The 17,801-nt window shown below is 72.9% G+C and carries 14 protein-coding genes and 2 pseudogenes; 10 read left to right on the top strand and 6 right to left on the bottom strand.

Annotated features, from left to right (window positions below; translation table 11 throughout):
- Positions 1-31 precede the first annotated feature (31 nt).
- Complete coding sequence (locus tag ACFTZC_RS10885) at positions 32-367, bottom strand: hypothetical protein (protein WP_382888468.1); 336 nt, start codon at positions 365-367, stop codon at positions 32-34.
- Positions 368-498: 131 nt separating this feature from the next.
- Here ACFTZC_RS10885 and ACFTZC_RS10890 point away from each other — a divergent pair, with 131 nt between their 5' ends.
- Positions 499-858 (top strand): arsenate reductase family protein, encoded by a 360-nt coding sequence (locus ACFTZC_RS10890; RefSeq protein ID WP_382888469.1) that lies wholly within the window; start codon positions 499-501, stop codon positions 856-858.
- Between the two features lie 162 nt (positions 859-1,020).
- Entirely contained in the window at positions 1,021-1,299 is a 279-nt protein-coding gene (locus tag ACFTZC_RS10895; RefSeq protein WP_382888470.1) for a hypothetical protein, read from the top strand.
- Positions 1,300-1,332: 33 nt separating this feature from the next.
- On the opposite strand, the gene ACFTZC_RS10900 is transcribed toward ACFTZC_RS10895, so the two are convergent.
- Positions 1,333-2,280 carry a Gfo/Idh/MocA family protein gene (locus ACFTZC_RS10900; RefSeq protein WP_382888471.1) on the bottom strand — a complete coding sequence of 316 codons (948 nt, stop codon included), beginning with the start codon at positions 2,278-2,280 and terminating at the stop codon, positions 1,333-1,335.
- A 219-nt stretch (positions 2,281-2,499) separates the two neighbouring features.
- Between ACFTZC_RS10900 and glnII the strand changes: the two genes are divergently transcribed.
- The 4 genes and pseudogenes from glnII to ACFTZC_RS10920 all read left to right on the top strand — a co-directional run bounded on the left by glnII (position 2,500) and on the right by ACFTZC_RS10920 (position 7,662).
- Complete coding sequence (gene glnII / locus ACFTZC_RS10905) at positions 2,500-3,519, top strand: glutamine synthetase (protein ID WP_382888472.1); 1,020 nt, start codon at positions 2,500-2,502, stop codon at positions 3,517-3,519.
- 359 nt (positions 3,520-3,878) lie between these two features.
- Positions 3,879-4,511: a winged helix-turn-helix domain-containing protein gene (locus tag ACFTZC_RS10910; protein ID WP_382888474.1), complete on the top strand. Its 633-nt coding sequence runs from the start codon at positions 3,879-3,881 to the stop codon at positions 4,509-4,511.
- Between the two features lie 126 nt (positions 4,512-4,637).
- Positions 4,638-5,848: pseudogene (locus ACFTZC_RS10915) on the top strand (AAA family ATPase).
- A 20-nt stretch (positions 5,849-5,868) separates the two neighbouring features.
- Positions 5,869-7,662, top strand: a complete 1,794-nt coding sequence (locus tag ACFTZC_RS10920) for a VWA domain-containing protein (protein ID WP_382888475.1) — start codon at positions 5,869-5,871, stop codon at positions 7,660-7,662.
- A 64-nt stretch (positions 7,663-7,726) separates the two neighbouring features.
- Here ACFTZC_RS10920 and ACFTZC_RS10925 read toward each other — a convergent pair whose 3' ends face one another.
- Both ACFTZC_RS10925 and ACFTZC_RS10930 read right to left on the bottom strand, forming a co-directional pair.
- Entirely contained in the window at positions 7,727-9,217 is a 1,491-nt protein-coding gene (locus tag ACFTZC_RS10925; RefSeq protein ID WP_382888476.1) for a PepSY-associated TM helix domain-containing protein, read from the bottom strand.
- 188 nt (positions 9,218-9,405) lie between these two features.
- The gene (locus tag ACFTZC_RS10930; protein ID WP_382888477.1) at positions 9,406-10,137 is read right to left on the bottom strand and encodes a hypothetical protein; all 732 of its coding nucleotides are present in this window, start codon (positions 10,135-10,137) and stop codon (positions 9,406-9,408) included.
- Positions 10,138-10,343: 206 nt separating this feature from the next.
- Between ACFTZC_RS10930 and ACFTZC_RS10935 the strand changes: the two genes are divergently transcribed.
- From ACFTZC_RS10935 to ACFTZC_RS10945, 3 genes and pseudogenes are all read left to right on the top strand, one after another.
- On the top strand, positions 10,344-11,828 hold the full coding sequence (locus ACFTZC_RS10935; RefSeq protein ID WP_382888478.1) for a sensor histidine kinase: 1,485 nt from the start codon (positions 10,344-10,346) through the stop codon (positions 11,826-11,828).
- Positions 11,813-12,457 (top strand): annotated as a pseudogene (locus tag ACFTZC_RS10940) (LuxR C-terminal-related transcriptional regulator); the annotation flags it as partial. The gene ACFTZC_RS10935 and the pseudogene ACFTZC_RS10940, both read left to right, overlap by 16 nt.
- A gap of 269 nt (positions 12,458-12,726) precedes the next feature.
- Entirely contained in the window at positions 12,727-14,328 is a 1,602-nt protein-coding gene (locus ACFTZC_RS10945; protein WP_382888479.1) for a DUF1996 domain-containing protein, read from the top strand.
- Positions 14,329-14,463: 135 nt separating this feature from the next.
- Here the strand turns inward: ACFTZC_RS10945 and ACFTZC_RS10950 are convergent, their stop codons facing one another.
- Positions 14,464-14,922: a hypothetical protein gene (locus ACFTZC_RS10950; protein WP_382888480.1), complete on the bottom strand. Its 459-nt coding sequence runs from the start codon at positions 14,920-14,922 to the stop codon at positions 14,464-14,466.
- A 103-nt stretch (positions 14,923-15,025) separates the two neighbouring features.
- Here ACFTZC_RS10950 and ACFTZC_RS10955 point away from each other — a divergent pair, with 103 nt between their 5' ends.
- Positions 15,026-17,089 (top strand): hypothetical protein, encoded by a 2,064-nt coding sequence (locus ACFTZC_RS10955; RefSeq protein WP_382888481.1) that lies wholly within the window; start codon positions 15,026-15,028, stop codon positions 17,087-17,089.
- Positions 17,090-17,130: 41 nt separating this feature from the next.
- On the opposite strand, the gene ACFTZC_RS10960 is transcribed toward ACFTZC_RS10955, so the two are convergent.
- A complete protein-coding gene (locus tag ACFTZC_RS10960) occupies positions 17,131-17,763 on the bottom strand; it encodes an ATP-binding protein (RefSeq protein WP_382888482.1) in 633 nt (210 codons plus the stop codon).
- Positions 17,764-17,801 lie beyond the last annotated feature (38 nt).

Below are 17,801 nucleotides of genomic sequence, written 5' to 3' on the forward strand. Positions count from 1 at the left end.
GAGGCGGCCGCCGCCACTGCCGTCGGGTCCGCTAGCGGATCAGCTCGCGCACCATGCGGCAGGTGGTGTTGGACGGCGGGTGGATCCCGATCCGGGCCGCCGTGCTCCGTATCCGCCGGTTGGGCGCGCTCGACGGGTGATACACGCCCGAGTCGAGCAGGGCGATGGCGAGGCGCATGGCCTTGAGCCGGCGGTTGTGGCTCTCGTACCACTCCCGGGGGCGGCCCGCGGGCAGCGGCTTGCGCTTGAGTACGGTCGGAGTGACGGACGCGGCGGAGGACGGGGCGGAGCGCTTGCGCTGAGCGGACGGAACGGATGGGGTCGGCGCGGATTCGGCGGAGTTCTCCGTGATGGTGGCAACAGCCATCGTCAGCCTCCCGGCGTGGTGGTGGGACCCTCACGAACTCCCTCCATTTTACTGCCCACCACTGACAATCGCCCCTGGCCAGACCCGGTTTGACGGGTGTGGAAGGGGTGCCTGGAGGTAGGCTCGGGAAGATGGAGATCTGGATCAACCCCGCCTGTTCCAAGTGCCGTGGCGCGCTCACCCTGCTCGACGCGGAGGGTGCCTCGTACACCGTCCGCCGGTATCTGGAGGACGTGCCGTCCGAGGACGAGATCCGGGAGGTGCTCGGCCGTCTCGGGCTCGAACCGTGGGACATCACCCGCACCCAGGAGGCCGCGGCGCAGGAGCTGGGCATCAAGGAGTGGGCGCGGGACGCCGGTTCGCGCGAGCGCTGGATCGCGGCGCTCGCCGCGCACCCGAAGCTGATCCAGCGGCCGATCATCACGGCGGACGACGGTACGGCCGTGGTGGCGCGCACGGACGAGGCGGTACGGGACGCCCTCAAGCGGTGACGGAGGCCTCCCGCTCCGGCAGGTGAGGCCGGTGAACTGTGGTGCCTGTGACGCATGTTGCTCGTGTGGCGCTGAGCCCGGCGGTCCCGCGGTGCGTACGTATCGGCATCCGGAACCCAGCCGGCCCGCCTGCCGCGGGGCCGGGGACAGGAGTCTCCCCACGTGCCTCGTCAAACGACCGCCCTCAGCCGGGGAACGCTCGCCCTGCTGGCCGGCTCGACAGCGCTGGTGGCCCTGACGGCTCCGGCCGGGGACACGGCGGCGCCGACGCCCCGCACGGACCGGCAGGCGTCGGCGGTCTGCGTCGGCGGGCAGGCCGAACGGAACGGCGTGGTCGAGCGGAGTGACGTGAACGACCGGAGTGACCGGAGCGACCGGGTCGAGCACGTGCAGGAGAGCGACCGGACGGACCGGGGCGCCCGGATCCTCCACGTCGACTGAGGAACAGAGGAGCAGTCGGCCGAGGAGCAGCGGCTACGCCGCCCCCGACGCCGCCCCTGGCCCCGTGCCCGCAGCTGCCGCCGCCGCGGCCATCTGGGACTCCGCCTCCGCGAGGATCTCCGTCAGCCGGAGCCCGAACCGTACGTCGCACGCGTGCGGCGCGCCCGTACGGACCGACTCCAGGAGCGCGTCGATCGCCGTACCGAAGGAGCCGACCGGGTCGCCCCAGCCCTGCGGGAGCACCGCGACACCGTGCGTGCCGCGCAGTTCCACTCCCGTGCCGGCGCCCGCCCTCGGCGCGCTCAGGCTGAGCGTCACCGTGCTGGCCGCGCCCGACACGTGCCGGAGTGCGAGCTGGGTGAGGTCCGGTTCGGTGCGTACGGCCGTCACCGCTGTCACATCGCCCAGCGGCGGGATCAGCGCGGACAGCGCGTGCGGGCCGACGTCCCACAGCCCGCCCTTCTCGCGGCGCCATGGGGACTCGGCGTACGGGCTCTCCTCCCCCGGCGCGTAGAGCGCGCCGAGCCACTGTGCGTGGGCCGTGAACCAGCCCCCCTTTGCCGACTGTTCGTCCACCCATTCGGCCGTGTCGCGCGCGAAACGCAGGGTGCAGAAGACGACGGACGCCACCCCGGAGGCCGCCGCCGCGTCCGCGACCTCGCGGGCGCCCCGTACGGTCGTCGCGACCGGCTTGTCCAGCAGGAGGTGGCAGCCGGCCGCCGCCGCGCGGGCCGCCAGCGGCGCCTGGACGTCCGGCGGCAGCGCGAAGGCGACGGCGTCGCTCTCGGCGAAGAGCGCGTCGAGGCCGACCTCGCCGGAGTGGGCGGTGATCCCGTGCGCCCCGGCGAGCGCGGCGGCGGCCTCGGGGCGGCGTCCCCAGACGCCGCTGAATACGACCCCGTCGTGGGCGGCGAGCGCGGGGGCGTGCGTACGCTCCGCCCAGGGGCCGGTGCCGAGCAGTCCGATGCGTGGCTTGTCCATGCGCGCCAGTGTGACGCGTGAACCCGGCAGGGCGGAAGAACCCCCGATCAAGAAGGGAGGGCACCCGTGACCCGGAGTACGCGCGGCGAAACCTCACAGCACGAAAACGTCACAAAATGAGCCCGAGTAACACGTGGTTCATGGAAGGGCAACGGCGGGGAAATCACACATTGCGAGGCTTCGGGTCAAACCTGCTGCACCCGCAAAGGATGAGGCCCCGTGACGTTCAAGGCTGAGTACATCTGGATCGACGGTACCGAGCCGACCGCGAAGCTGCGCTCGAAGACGAAGATCCTCAGCGACGGCGCCGAGCTGCCCATCTGGGGCTTCGACGGTTCGAGCACCAACCAGGCCGAGGGCCACGCCTCCGACCGCGTGCTGAAGCCGGTCTTCTCCTGCCCCGACCCGATCCGCGGCGGGGACGACGTCCTCGTCCTGTGCGAGGTCCTGAACATCGACATGACGCCGCACGAGTCCAACACGCGTGCGGCGCTGACGGAGGTCGCGGAGAAGTTCGCGGCGCAGGAGCCGATCTTCGGCATCGAGCAGGAGTACACCTTCTTCAAGGGCGCCCGTCCGCTCGGCTTCCCCGAGGGCGGCTTCCCCGCCGCGCAGGGCGGCTACTACTGCGGCGTGGGCTCGGACGAGATCTTCGGCCGTGACGTCGTCGAGGCGCACCTCGACAACTGCCTCAAGGCCGGTCTCGGTCTCTCCGGCATCAACGCCGAGGTCATGCCGGGCCAGTGGGAGTTCCAGGTCGGCCCGCTCTCGCCGCTGGACGTCTCCGACCAGCTGTGGCTGGCGCGCTGGCTGCTCTACCGCACCGCCGAGGACTTCGGCGTCTCCGCGACGCTGGACCCGAAGCCGGTGAAGGGCGACTGGAACGGCGCGGGCGCGCACACGAACTTCTCGACCAAGGCGATGCGCGAGGGGTACGAGGCGATCATCACCGCGTGCGAGTCGCTGGGCGAGGGCTCGAAGCCGCTCGACCACGTGAAGAACTACGGCGCGGGCATCGACGACCGGCTGACCGGTCTGCACGAGACCGCCCCGTGGAACGAGTACAGCTACGGCGTCTCGAACCGCGGCGCCTCGGTCCGTATCCCGTGGCAGGTCGAGAAGGACGGCAAGGGCTACATCGAGGACCGCCGCCCGAACGCCAACGTCGACCCGTACGTGGTCACGCGGCTGATCGTGGACACCTGCTGCAGCGCCCTGGAGAAGGCCGGCCAGGTCTAGGAAGTCCGGTGAGGGGACGCCGGTCCCCCCGCAGGAACGTTCCCGGAGGGGGTGGGTGCCGTGTGGCGCCCACCCCCTCCGGCGTCCGGAATGAGGTGAGGAGGCTGCTGCGCTCCCCCGTCATCTGCTTCAATGGGTTCATGGCCAGCTTCCAGTACACCGCGACGGGTCTCTTCGACCTGGAGCCGTTCTGGCCGTCCCGGCAGCATCATGACTTCGACCGGGTGTGTTGCCGCGTGAGGAACGCGCCGGCCCTCTAAAGCCTTTCCGGCCTTCGGCCGCCGCGCAGACGTACGTCCCGTCCGTCCTCGTCGACCCGACGTCTCGGCGAGTCCTCCGCGCGAAAGAGCTGACCCCTCATGGCGAACTCCCTCTCCTCCTTTCCCGGTCCCTTCCCCTCGCCCGGCCGTCACCGGCTCCGGGCCGTCGACAGCGACGAGACATCCGGTGCCCCCGCCCCGGCCGGGGTCCCCGTCGGTCAGGTGGTGGACTTCCTGCCGCCGGGCGCGACCTGGCTGCCCGCGCCCCAGCACTCCCTGCCGTCGTTGCCGGGGCAGCCGCCGATGATCGGCTACCTCGTGCTCGTACCGGCCGACCAGCACCCGGCCGGAGCCGTCGCGGCCCTCTCCGCCCCCGCCGCCGTCCCCGCCCCGGCCCCTGCCGCCACGTCGGCCGCTGCCACCTCCGCCTCCGCCGCTGCTTCGGCGGGCGGCGGGCCCGTGCTGATCGACGGCGTCCGGCGGACCGCGGTCGTGGACGGGCGGCAGCTCGATCTCACGTACCTCGAATTCGAACTGCTCGCGCATCTCGTGGCGTACCCCCACCGGGTGCACACCCGCGACCAGTTGGTGACCACTGTCTGGGGTTACGGGCATGTGGGCGACGGCCGGACCGTCGACGTGCACGTGGCGCGGCTGCGCCGCAAGCTGGGCGCGGACCACCGCCGTACGATCCAGACCGTGCGGCGCGTGGGCTACAAGTACATCCCCTGATTTACGTGTACGTGGAGAAGCCCCGCTGGTCCGGGATCCGGAGCCGCGGGGCTTCTCCGCGTGCGCGGCCTTTCTGAGACCATCCCCGCGTCGGCCCAACCGGGTGTCAGAGGTGAGGAGTTGGATATGAGCTCGCAGGACGGACCGGAGCCGCAGAGCCAGGACGCACCGGACCCGCAGGACACGGCCAAGAGGCTGCGGGCGATCAGCGACGAGCTGTCCGACCGCTTCTACGAGCGGGCCGACGTGGTGCGAACGCTGGTGGTGACCCTGCTGGCCGGGCAGCACTCGCTGGTGCTCGGCCCGCCGGGAACGGCGAAGTCCGCGATGGCCCGGGAGCTCACCGGCAGGATCGAGGGGGCGGCCTACTGGGAGATCCTCCTCTCCAAGTTCACCGCGCCGACACGGATGTTCGGTCCCGTCGACGTCGCCGCGCTGGCCCGCGGGGAGTACCGCCAGGTCTACGACGGGCGCGCCACGACCGCCCACGTCGCGTTCATCGATGAGATATTCAAGTGCTCCACCGCGGCCCTCAACGAGACCCTGGGCTACCTCAACGAACGGATCTACCACCCCGAGAGCGGCGGCGAGCCGATCCCCTGCCCCCTGATCGGGGCCATCACGGCCAGCAACGAACTGCCCGTCGGCGAGGACACGGCCGCGATCTACGACCGGCTGCTGGTGCGGATCGAGGTCGGCTACCTGGCGGATCCCTCGAACTTCGCCGCGCTGGTGCGTTCCGCCGTCAGCCGCCCCGTGGCACCGGTGCGGACCACGGTCGAGCTGGCCGCCTTGCAGCAGGCCGTGACCGAAGCCGTCCCGGCCGTGGACGTCCCCGACGTGATCGTGGACGCGGTCTGTACGCTCCGGGCCGCCCTGCGCCGCAAGGAACTCGTCGCCTCGGACCGCCGCTGGCGTCAGGCGGTGGGCCTGCTCCAGGCGTCCGCGTACCTCGACGGCCGCCCGGCGGTCACCGAGACCGACCTGCCGGTCCTCACCCATGTGCTGTGGAACTCCCCCGCCGAACGGCCGGCCGTCGAGCGGGAGGTGCTGCAACTCGTCAGTCCCGACGCCAAGGAGGCGCTCGACCTGGCCGACGCGATCGACGAACTGGAGGCCCAGCTCGACGCCATGGCCGGGCAGTCCCGCGAGGCCCTGAGCGAGTGGGTCATCAAGAAGGCCCACAACCAGCTCGCCACGGCGGGCAAGCGGCTGGAGCAGCTGCGCGGGGAGGCGGCGGGGGCCGGCCGCTCCACCGCCGCCAGCGCGCCGTCCGCGCCCGCGTTCTCACCGAGGCCCTCGGGATGGACGCGAGCATGGTCCAGGCACAGCTCTGAACTCCGGGGGATCCAGCACCGTGGACACGACACCGAGCAGGCTCGACGAGCTGGTGAGCCGGGCGGGGACATGGCTGAGCCTGTCCGCCGCCGCGCCCGAGCGGCACACCGCGGCCGTGGTCGCGGACCGGTTCGACCGGATCGCCTGGCGCGACACCTACGAACAGTCGGCCGGGCTGCGCGAGCTGGCCGGGGAGCTGACCGAGCGGTACGGCCACGCCCCCGCCACCGATCTCCTGGCCGACGTGTTCACGGCGGCGTACAAGGTCGGTCCGCGGCTGCGCGAGCGCGCCGGGATGGCCCCCTCCCGGCTGGTCAACCACGAGGTCATCACGGCACTGGTGGAGTCACCGGACTTCGCCGAGCTGCGCCGGGAGACGGTCGGCGACCCGTACGCCGCCGCCATGGCCGTGCTCGCCCAGGCCGCCGCGCTGCGTCGGATCCTGGAAGGCTCCCGGGACGCCCGGGGCCAGGCCGAGCGGGCGGAGCGGGCACGGCAGGACGCCGAAGACGCCGCGGCCGCCGTGGGCGAGGCGCTCCGGCGGGCCGCCGACGAGACCGCCGGAACCGCTGAGGACCGGACGGGTGAGGACACGGCCAGTGAGGACACGGCCAGTGAGGACGCCGCCGGTGAGGACCGGACCCGCGACGACAGTGAAGACGGTGAAGACAGCGAGGACGGCGAGGACGGCGAGGCCGCGACCCGCGAGGACGGTCCGGACAGGCCCCCTGGGGACCGCACCGTACCCGCCCCGGCCGCCGACGCCGTGGAGCAGGCCCTGGCGGCTGCCGAGACCGCCGGAGCCGCCGCCCGGCAGGCCGCCCAGGACGCCGCGCGGGCCCTCGCGGCGGCGGCCCCCGGCATCCGGGCCGCCGCGGGAAGCGCCGCGGCGCAGGCCGCGAAGGCCGTACGGGAGGAGGCCGCGCTGCTGCGGGCGTGGGGCGTCGCCCCCGGCGAGCTGGAACGGATGCCGTTCGGCCGGCGCGCCCGGCTCGCCGAGCGGCTGCGCACCGGCCGGCTCGCACGGTGGGCCGAACTGATCGGCCGTTTCCGGCAGATGGCCGACGGGGAGCGCGCCCGCAAGGTGGAGAACGCCCCCGGGGAGCTGGTCGGCGTCACGCTCGGCGACGACCTGTCCCGCGTCATCCCCTCCGAGCTGGCCAACCTCGGGCTGCCCGAGCTGCGCGCGGTGTTCGCCGCGCGCTACGCCGCCGGGGAACTGATGCTCTACGACAGCCTGGGAGAGCAGGCCACCGGCCGGGGCGCCGTCATCGCGTGCGTGGACACCTCGCACTCCATGTACATCGAAGGGCCGGGCGGAGTCACCCGGGAGGCGTGGGCGAAGGCGTGCGCGCTGGCGCTGCTGGATCAGGCCCGCCACGCCAGGCGTGACTTCGCCGGCATCCTGTTCTCCGCCGCCGGCAAGATCCAGGTCTTCCGTTTCCCGGCCGCCCGACCCGCCGGTATCACCGAGGTGCTCGACTTCGCGGAGACCTTCCTCGGCGGCGGCACCAGCTACCAGACACCTCTGACGGCCGCCCGCGAACTGCTGGAGGAGGAGCTGAACGACGCCGCCCGTACGCGCGGCGACATCGTGATGATCACCGACGACGAGTGCGGTGTCACCGAGGAGTGGATGCGCGGCTGGAACGACGCCAAGCACCGGCTGGGCTTCCGTGTCTTCGGCGTGGCCGTCGGCGCCCCGCGCGCCGCCAGGACCGACTCGGTGCTGGACGCCCTGTGCGACAACCTCCGTACGGTCGAGGACCTCACCGACGTCCACGCCGCGGCCGACCTCTTCCGCGTGATCTGACCGGGCCGGAGGGACCGGTCGGATCACGCGGGGCGGCGGCGCACGGCGTGGCGTCAGTTCCTGATCAGGTGCGCGCCGCCCGTGCGCGGGCCCGGAGCCCCAGCGCGCCGTCCAGCAGGAGGAACACCAGCAGGCTGATGCCGAGCAGCGGGAGGAACCAGCCGACCAGCACCGTGGCCACCCCGAGCGGCACCAGCAGGCGCGGCGGGACCTTGCGCCAGGCGCCGCGCGGCATGGCCCTGCCAGCGCTCAGCCGGCGTTCCTTGGTGGGCCGGCGGAGCCACCACATGCGGTAGCCCAGGACGATGAGGACGATCAGCGCGAGGGCGAGGGCGGCCAGCAGGAGCTGGTTGGCGAGGCCGAACAGGACCCCCATGTGCGCGTCGATGCCGAGGCGGGTGAGCTGGGCGAGCAACGGGTAGTCGGCGAAGCGGAGTTCGTCCATGATCTTCCCGTTGGCGGGGTCGACGGAGACCGAGTCGAGCCGGACCGGGAACTGGTTGTCGATCTGTGCGACGACGTAGCCACTGCCCTCGGTCGGCAGCGTCACGGCGATCGGGCCGTCCAGCCCGGCCTGGCGTGCGGCGACCACCGCGAGATCGACGCCGACGTCGGTTCCCTTCATGCCCTCCATGCCGGGCATGTCCGCCATGTCATGGCCTTCGTGGCCGCCGCCGCCCGTACCGGCCCCGGACCCCGTACCGTCGCCACCGCCGCTGTCGAGGGCCGCGGAGACGGCCGGAGTGGCGGAGCCGAGCTGGTCCTTGATCGCGGTGATGTTCTCGCCCGCGTACGTGGACCAGGTCAGCCCCGTGGCGGAGAGCAGCACCAGCCCGGTCACGGCGACCATCCCGAGCGAACCGTGCAGCGAGAGCGTCCTGCGCCGCCCGGTGGCACCGCGCTCGGGCACCACCAGGGCGCGCTTCGAGGCCCGCTTGCGGGCGGTCCAGAGCAGCAGCCCGCCGAGGGCCACCACCCAGAGCCAGCTCGCGGCCAGCTCGCTGTAGATACGGCCCGGTTCACCGAGCTGGAGGTGGCGGTGCACCTCGGAGAGCCAGGTGCGCACCGGCAGGGCGCCGGAGCTGCCGTAGCTCGTCAGCTCGCCGCGCACCTCGGCGGTGTACGGGTCGACGAAGACGGCGAGGGACTTGAACTCCTCGCTGTCGGGCGTGGACATCAGGACCCGGGTGGTCGCGCCCTCCTCGGACGGCAGGCGTACGGAGGTGACGGTGCCCTCCGGGTGGGCGGTGCGGGCGGCGTCGAGCTGCTCGGAGAGCGGGACCGTACGGTCGCCCACCGGGGCGCGCAGCTCGTGGCGGTAGATCACCTTCTCCGCCTGGTAGGAGAGGGAGTAGAGGAACCCGCTGGTGGCGGCCACCAGCAGCAGCGGCGCCAGCAGCAGCCCCGCGTAGAAGTGCAGCCGGAGCACGAGCGGGCGCAGCGCGCTCCAGAGGGAGGTGGGGGCGGGCGAGGGCGCGGGCGAGGTGGTGGCGTCCGGGGTTCTGCCGGACGTGTCGTTCGTGTCGTTCCCCTGTACGGGGTCTTCAATGGCCATGACTGTCCTAGGCGCTGGAAATCGGCACGGGGAAGGCCGGAGCGTCCGGGGACCGACGAACTCGGGAGACCGAAGAGTCGGCGAACCGAAAGTTCGGGAGACCGAAAGTCGGAGAGACCGAGGTTCGGAGAGACCGAGGTGTCGGGGAAAACCGGCAGGTCCGGAAGGCCCCTGGCCGTCCCTCCGCGTCAGACAGCGGTGGTGGCGACGGCTCCGGGGGCCGTGGCGCGGGGGGTACGGGACGCGGGCGGCCCGCGCCGGGACACCGTGTGCGCGAGGACGACCCCCCGGAAGCGGTGCGCGCGGAACGTGCCGGTCCTGGGCCGGATCAGCCGGGGCCCGGCAGGCAGCCGTACCGGGACGAGGAGCAGCCGGAGCGGGGTGAAGGCGAGGGCGCCGACGGCGCGCGCGAGCCGGAGGAACGCGGCCTCCCCCTGGGCGAGCCAAAGGGCGCAGACCGCTGCCGCGACGCAGTGGGCGGCCAGCATCGCGGCGGAACCGCCGAACAACTCCCCCAGCCCCACGTCCAGTCCCGAGCCCGAGCCCGCTCCCGAGCCCGGCGCCTGACCCGGCATCGGCTCCGCCGCGGACCCCATGGCCATGCCCGCGCCGCCGTCGGCGTGCGGTGTGTGCCGGGAGGCGGCCGATCCGACCCACGGCAGCGCCCCGGCGAAGAGGAGGTGCAGCAGGCCCTGGAAGGTCAGCAGCCCGGCGCCGATCGACAGCGCGCCCCGGCGCCGCCCGCCCGCGAGCCAGGCGGCGCCCGCGGTCGTCCCGTACGCCTCCAGCAGCACCGGCGCCGAGATCGCGTGGCCGGACGCGCCCGAGGTGAGCGCGTGTCCCACCGCCGCCAGCGGCACGCACACGGCCGCGAAGACAGCGGCGCGCACGGCGCGGAGCGGCGATCCGGTCTCTGTCATGGTTCGCACATGGTGCCATCCCGGAGCGCGGGGCGGCAGATCACAAAAGCCGCGGCTGCTCCGGGAGGTGGTGCTGGGTACACCCCGGGCCGGGTGCGGACCGGCTGTCTCCTGCCTGTCGCTCCGGTCAGACTGGTTGTCGTACCGGGGGAGACCGGGACGCCGGGCGCCGTCGGGCCGTCCGGCCGCGAAGGGGAGAGACCGCCATGGACCGCGCCACGCAGAGCGCCACGCACAGCGCCGCGAGCAGCGCCACGAAGAGCGCCATGACCGACGCCACGAGCAGCGCCACGGGCGCCGACAGGGCGAGGGGCGGGGACAGGGGCACCGGCAAAGCGGGGGACGGGGACACACGCAAGGACAAGTCCAAGGGCGAAGGCAAGGCCAAGGCCGACGCCGACGGCAAGGACGGCGCTTCGGCCGCCCGGCGGCCGAGGCCGCGTGAGGCGGCGCTGGCGGCCGTCCGGGGGCTGGCGCTGTCGGTGCTCACCCTCGCCGGGTCGATCACCTTCTTCGCGGTCACGGTCGTCTCGATCGCCCTCGTCGCCATCGGGGTCGGGGTCCTCACCACCCCCGCCGTGCTCACCGCGCTCCGTGCCTACACCAACCGGCGGCGGCTGCTCGCGGCCGCCTGGTCCGACGTACGGATCCCGGTTCCGTACCGCCCCTTCCCGCCGGACCCGCGGACCGGGCTCACCGGCCAGGTGGAGCGCTGCACCCTGATGCTCAAGGATCCGGCGACCTGGCGCGATCTCCAGTGGCTGGTGGTCGACATGACGGCCGGCTCCGTCACCGCGCTGCTGACGGCCGCGCTGCTCTTCTACCCCGTGGAGGGGTTCCTTCTGGCGGCCGGGCTGTGGCGGCCCTTCGCCGGGAGCACGTACTGGTACACGTTCATCCCGGTCACCAGCCAGGCGACCGGTCTCGCCGCCGGGGCGCTCGGCCTGGTGCTGTTCGGGATCGGCCTGCGCTACTGCCCCGCTCTGCTGCGCCTGCACTTCCGGCTGACCGGGGCCCTGCTGGCCCCCGCCCCCGGCCACGCGCTGACCGAGCGGATCGAGCGGCTCACGGAGACCCGGCACGACGCCGTGGACAGCTCGGCCGCCGAGCTGCGCCGCATCGAGCGCGATCTGCACGACGGAGCGCAGGCCCGGCTGGTCGCGGTGGGCATGGACCTGGGCACCATCGAGGCGCTGATCGAGAAGAACCCCGCGAAGGCGAAGGAGCTGATCAGCAAGGCGCGGCAGTCCTCGGCGGACGCGCTCACCGAGCTGCGTGACCTGGTGCGCGGGATCCATCCGCCGGTGCTGGCCGAGCGCGGACTCGGGGACGCCGTGAAGGAGTTGGCGCTGCGGCTGCCCATGCCGCTGGAGCCCGAGGTGGAGGTGGAACTCCCGGGCCGGGCCCCCGCGCCGGTCGAGTCGGCCGCGTACTTCGCGGTGAGCGAGACGCTCACCAATGTGGTCAAGCACGCGGGCGCCGACCGGGTCTGGGTCGACATCTCGTACGCCGACGGGATGCTGCGGATCTCGGTCACCGACAACGGCCGCGGCGGCGCCTCGGTCGGCGGCGGATCCGGGCTGAGCGGTCTGCAGCGGCGGCTCGGTACATTCGACGGCATCCTGGCCGTCAGCAGCCCCGCGGGCGGTCCCACCATGGTGACCATGGAGCTACCTTGCGAGTTGTCCTAGCCGAAGACCTCTTCCTCCTGCGGGACGGACTGGTCCGGATGTTGGAGGCGTACGACTTCGAGATCGTGGCGGCCGTCGAGACCGGGCCCGAACTGACCACCGCACTGGCCGAGTTGGAGCCGGACGTCGCCGTCGTCGACGTCCGGCTCCCGCCGTCCCACACGGACGAGGGCCTGCAGTGCGCGCTCGCGGCGCGGCGGGCCCGCCCCGGGCTGCCCGTCCTCGTGCTCTCCCAGCACGTCGAGCAGTTGTACGCACGGGAGTTGCTGGCCGACGGCGCCGGCGCGGTCGGCTATCTGCTGAAGGACCGGGTCTTCGACGCGGAGCAGTTCATCGACGCGGTACGCCGGGTCGCGGCGGGCGGTACGGCGATGGACCCGCAGGTGATCTCCCGGCTGCTCTCCCGGCACGAGCGGGACGCGCCGCTCGGCGGGCTGACGCCGCGCGAGCGCGAGGTCATGGAGCTGATGGCGCAGGGGCGTTCGAACGCCGCGATAGCCGCCCAACTCGTCGTCACGGAGCGGGCGGTGGCCAAGCACACGTCGAACATCTTCGCGAAGCTGGACCTGACTGTGTCGGACGACGACAACCGGCGGGTGCTCGCGGTCCTCGCCTATCTGGAAGGCGGCCGCGGCTCCGGCGGACCGGGTCACGGCCGCGGCGGACCGGGCCATGGCTCCGGCGGCCCCGGGTACGGCACCGCCAGAACGGGCCGCGGCTTCCTCAGACCGGGCGGCAGGTCCGAATGAGGGGCATGCGCCCGGTTTGTTGATGGAGATTTCTATGAATTCCACGAGCCTCTGAACACCCCACGTTTGAGGCCCGTATGGAACGGAGCGCTTCGCTTCTCCCCCTGCCGCGATTTTCCTGTAACCGGCAACGAAGCTTGAGGAGTTCCATGTCACGCACATCGAGAAAACGCTCCACAGTGGCAAACCGGGCGATCGTCGCCGGGGCTGCCCTGCTCCTGGGCGGGGGTGGTCTGGCAGCGGTCAATGTCTACGCATCGGCGGGCGAGGGCAAGTCCTCGCAGCAAACCCAGAACGCGGCACAGACGTTGTCGACCATCAGCTGCCCGGACCCGTCGAACAAGCTGACGCAGGTGCCCGAAGCAGCCCGGGCCGAGGTCGACCGTGAACTGGCCAACATGGACACCCAGATCACCGAGGCCTACGCGCGGTTCGCCAGCGAGAAGAGAGCGATAGAGCAGGACTCGGGTTACGCCAACAACGCCATCCTCGGCCCGCTGAAGGCGAAGCGGGTCGCGGCCCTCGACCGGATCTCCATCGCGATGGGCCGGGTCGGCACCAAGCCGCAGGGGCTGGAGGCACTCTCCGCCTGCTCGCTGCGCGCCGACAACAACCCCAACGCGGGTAACGGCGGCGGCCGGGGCGGTGGCCAGAACGGCGGCCAGGGCAACGGTCAGAACGGCCAGAACGGCGGCCAGAACGGCGGCCAGGGCAACGGTCAGAACGGCGGCCAGGACCAGGGCCAGAACGGCGGCCAGAACGGCGGCGGTGGCCAGGACCAGGGCCAGAACGGCGGTCAGAATGGCGGTCAGGACCAAGGCCAGAACGGCGGCCAGAACGGCGGTGCGGGCGGCGGCCAGGGTGGTAATGGCCCCGACGCCTCCGACTTCGTCGACATCACGACCGTCCAGCCCAACGTCCAGCAGGCCCGCAACGGCCGAGGCGGATCGAAGGGGACGTTCTCCAGTGACTGCGGCCGCAACGAGAACAAGATCTTCAACTCGGACAACGTCATCGTCGCCCCGGGCGTGAGCAACGGCGCCCACCACATGCACGACTACATCGGCAACCAGGCCAACGACGCGTTCGCGACCGACGAGAGCCTCGCGGCCGCCGACACCTCGTGCGCCAACCAGGGTGACAAGTCCTCGTACTTCTGGCCGGTGATCCGGCTCCAGAACGGCCAGGACGAGGCCGACGTCAACGAGGACGGCGGTGGCAAGGAAGGCAACGCCGGCATCATCCAGACGCCGTCGCAGGTCACCAACACCTTCGTGGGCAACCCGAAGTCGAAGGTCACGGCGATGCCCCGCCTCATGCGGATCATCACGGGTGACGCCAAGGCGTTCGTGAACGGTGACGCCAACGCCAACGCGTCCTGGAGCTGCACCGGGTTCGAGGACCGCCAGCTCAAGGACAAGTACCCGATCTGCCCCGAGAACAGCCAGGTCGTCCGTACGTTCAAGTTCCAGAGCTGCTGGGACGGTGTGAACGCGGACAGCGCCAACCACCGCACCCACGTGGCGTTCGCCGACGCCAACGGCAACTGCGGCAACGGCTTCAAGGCCATCCCGCAGCTCCAGCAGCGCATCGTCTACGACGTGCCGCCCGGGCCGGGCTTCGCGGTGGACTCCTTCCCGGAGCAGCTGCACAAGCCCATCACCGACCACGGTGACTTCATCAACGTCTTCGACGAGAACCTGATGAACACCATGGTCGACTGCATCAACACCGGTCAGAAGTGCAAGTGAGCCACCGGTAGCAGTCCGGCAGGCGGCGGGCCGTCCGGTGGGACGAGGAGGGGCCACCCTCCTCGTCCCACCGGACCCCGACAGGGCCTCCGCCCCGGCGCAGATCCCCCCACCACAAAGACCCGCGCTGCGCGGTCAGCTCTTGTTGTGACCCGAGTGGTCCTCGCTCCCCCCACCGCCACCGGTGCCCCCAGACTGGTGCGACGAGCCGGTCTCCACGGTCCCGCCGAGCCGGCCGCGCAGCGCTTCCGTCACCTTCGCGTCGCCCGACACGACCCACTTCCTGCCGACGAGGTACGAACCCCCGTACGGCTTGGCCTCGTTGATCCACTCACGCAGCCCGCGGTCGGTCGCGAAGGTGACCAGCACGTACCTCCCGTCCTCCGTCGTGCAGTTGGCCTGCCGCAACTCCTCGGACGGATGCTGTATCTCGGGGTCGCACTCCGCCTTCGAGGCGATCTCTTCCAGGCTCCCGGTGACCGTCTTCGGTTCCTCGGGGGTCTTTTCGTCGTTCGTGCCGCAGCCGGCCGTCAGCGCCAGGGAGAGGGCGACGGCAGGGGCGGCGAAGAGTACGGGGAATCGGTCCTTACGCATAGGGCCATCGTCCCTCGTGACCGGAGGGTCGTGTGGGGGAACCGTGAACTCCGCGCCGGGGGTGACGGGGTGACCATCGGCTCCATCGCTCGTTCTGCTGAGCGTGCCCCGAGACAACGCCGCCCCGGCCGACGCCCCCGCCGTTTCCGCGCCCGCCCCGCCTGCCGCCCGGATCACCCCCGTCGGGCTGGAACAGGCCGAGGCGGCGCTCGTGGAGCACTACCCCCGTCTCGTCCGCCTCGCCTACCTCGTACTGCCGCCCGCCCTCGGCCGCAACCGCCGCGTGCTGACCGCGCACGCGCTGGTACAGCGCTCGCTGCCCCGCGGGCGCGCGGCGGCGGACGGCCCCGGGATCCCGGGCCGGCGCGGCGCGCCGGGGACGGGGACGGGGGCAGGCGCCGGGACCGGGGCCGCGATCGCCGAGGCGCGCCGGGCGAGTTACGCGTACGTACGGGGCCGGGTGCTGCGCCAGGCGCTGGACGCGGGGCGCCCGCTGCGCCGCTTCGCGTGGCCGAGCCGCGCCCAACTGCCTCCGCTGCTCCCGCGCGTCTGGGGGCTGCGGCTCTTCCCCCGCTCCGGCGGCGCGGACGAACTCGCCCTGGACCAGCGGCTCTCCGCGCTCTCGGGACCGGCCAGGGCAGCCTTCGTGCTGCGCGGGCTGGAAGGCCTCGGCGACCCGGAGGTACGGGAACTGCTCACCGCCGCTGGCGCCGACGACGCGGACACGGCCCTGCGGGAGGCCACGGACGCGGCGTCCCCGGCCCCGGCCTCGGGAGCCGAACCCCTCCTCCACTCCACCGAGTTCGACCCGTGCTCGCTCCAGGCCAGGCCCACCGACCTGCTGCGCCGCCGCCGGTACCGCAGGGCCACCCTCGCCGCCACCGCGCTCGTCTGCGCCGCCCTGTTCGGGGTGGACGGCGGCGGCCGGTCCCCGGACGGCTCGGCCCCCGCCTTCGCCGAGAACCCGGCGGCGCGATCAGCCCTCGACCCGGCCGAGGTGCGGCGGATCGGGCCCACCGCGTGGCGGACCGCGACCCGTACGGACTTCTCGGTCTGGCCCGCGCGCGGCCAACTGGTCACGGACACCGGCCTGTTGCGCCGGGCGCTGGCGGTCTGGGCACAGCCGGACCGCGCCGTCCACATCTCGACGACACCGGCCACCCCGTCGGGCCCACCGATGGGCTCGCCCCAACTGCTGTACGCCGGGGAGGTCGACGGGGTGCGGGTGGTGCTCTTCCACGACGGCCTGCGGGTCGTGCGGTACGCGGAGACCGGCGAAGCCGGTGCGGGCGGTGAGAGCGGCGACCGTGGCACCGGAGGTCTCGCGGCGCTGGACTTCGCGCGCACGGACGGCGCGGACGAGGCGGCCTCGGGGGCGCTGGTCGTCGGCCGCTCGGACGACAACGTCCGCTATCTCACCGCGCCCTGGGTGACCGGCACGGCCGTACGCGACCTCCTCGCCCCGACCGTCCCGGCGCGCCCGCTGCGCCGGGACGCGGACGGCGTGACCGATCCGCTGCCGAGCCCCACGGCCCAGCGCACGTCCTGCCGCTCCTGGGACACCCTGGAGGTGAGCACCGCCGACGCCCCCTCCCCCACCCGGCGGCTCCTCACCGACCTGGGCGAACTGACCCCGGCGCGCCTGACGTCGGGGCCGCCCGGCTCCCCCGGGGACGTCTCGGCCCCCGCCGACCGCGCGGCCTGGGCCCGTACGGCCTGTCTGCTCCCGGCGGCGCGGGCGGGCGGCGTACGCTCCGTGAACTCCTGGGAGTTCGCCCGCCAGCCCCTCCCCGAGTCCAACGGCACGGCGGCCTGGCTCTGCACCCGGGCCGAGACCTGGCGGGGCCCGGGCAGCCGCGTCCTGGCCCAGTTCCAGGCCCCGTCCCGGCAGCCCGCCGCACCGGCAGCCCTCGCGGCGGGAGCGGCGGACTCCCCGGCCTGCGGCACCCGCGACCCCCGCGCCCTGGCGGGCGTCCTGTGGAAGTCCCGGGCGGGCCACTGGTTCCTCCTCGCGGCGGGCACCCCCGACCTGCGCGCCCTGACCGCCACGGGTGGGGTGTCGGGCACATCCAGGACCAACACCCTGGCCCTCCCGGCCCCGGAGGGCGCCCGCGCGCAACTCCACGGCCGGACGGAGGACGGCAGGAAGGTGAACGCACTCGGCTGACGGCCGGGAAGCAGTCGCTTGGGGCCGCACGGCACGCCGACTCACCCGGGGGCCGCGTCCCTCCGCACGGTCACCGGTTCGGTCGCGTCGACCCACAGGGCCGGGCCCTCGTCCAGGCCCAGGACAATGCTCGGGGCACCGGCCGGGCTCTCCTCGCTCCGTACGCTGCGGACCGTGCGCCACGCGCCCCACATCCGAACCCGCTGGCCCACCTGGACCGTGATCGCCGCAACCTCCTCCCCACCGGGGACGGGCGCGAGGCCCGGTGCCTTCAGCCGCGCCCAGACCGTCTTCCCGATGCCGCCCGCACGGTCCCGTACGCCCCAGCACTCGGCCAGCGCCTCCACCAGCAGCAACCCGCGCCCGCACGTCTCGTCCCGCCCCGGCGCCCGCACTTCGGGCCGCCCGGCCCCTGCGTCGCTCACCTCCAGCCACAGCAGCCCGTCCTCGGCCGAGCGCACGATCCGCACGCCGACCTGCCGGTCATGGGGAGCCCGCGCCCGCAGGGCGTTGGTAACGAGCTCGGAGAGAATCAGCTCCCCGGTCTCCGCGACGTCCCGCCCGACACCCCAGCCTTCGAGCACGGCGCGGAGAACGGCCCGCGCTCTGGGCACGCTGCTGCGGCGACGGGCGAGGCGGAAGGTGACTTCGGTATCGCTGCACTGCTCTGCCATGACGCTCCCTGAGGGTCGGTAGCCGTCGACGGGTTCAT

The sequence above is a fragment of the Streptomyces sp. NPDC056987 genome, assembly GCF_042673865.1.
GTDB lineage: Bacteria > Actinomycetota > Actinomycetes > Streptomycetales > Streptomycetaceae > Streptomyces.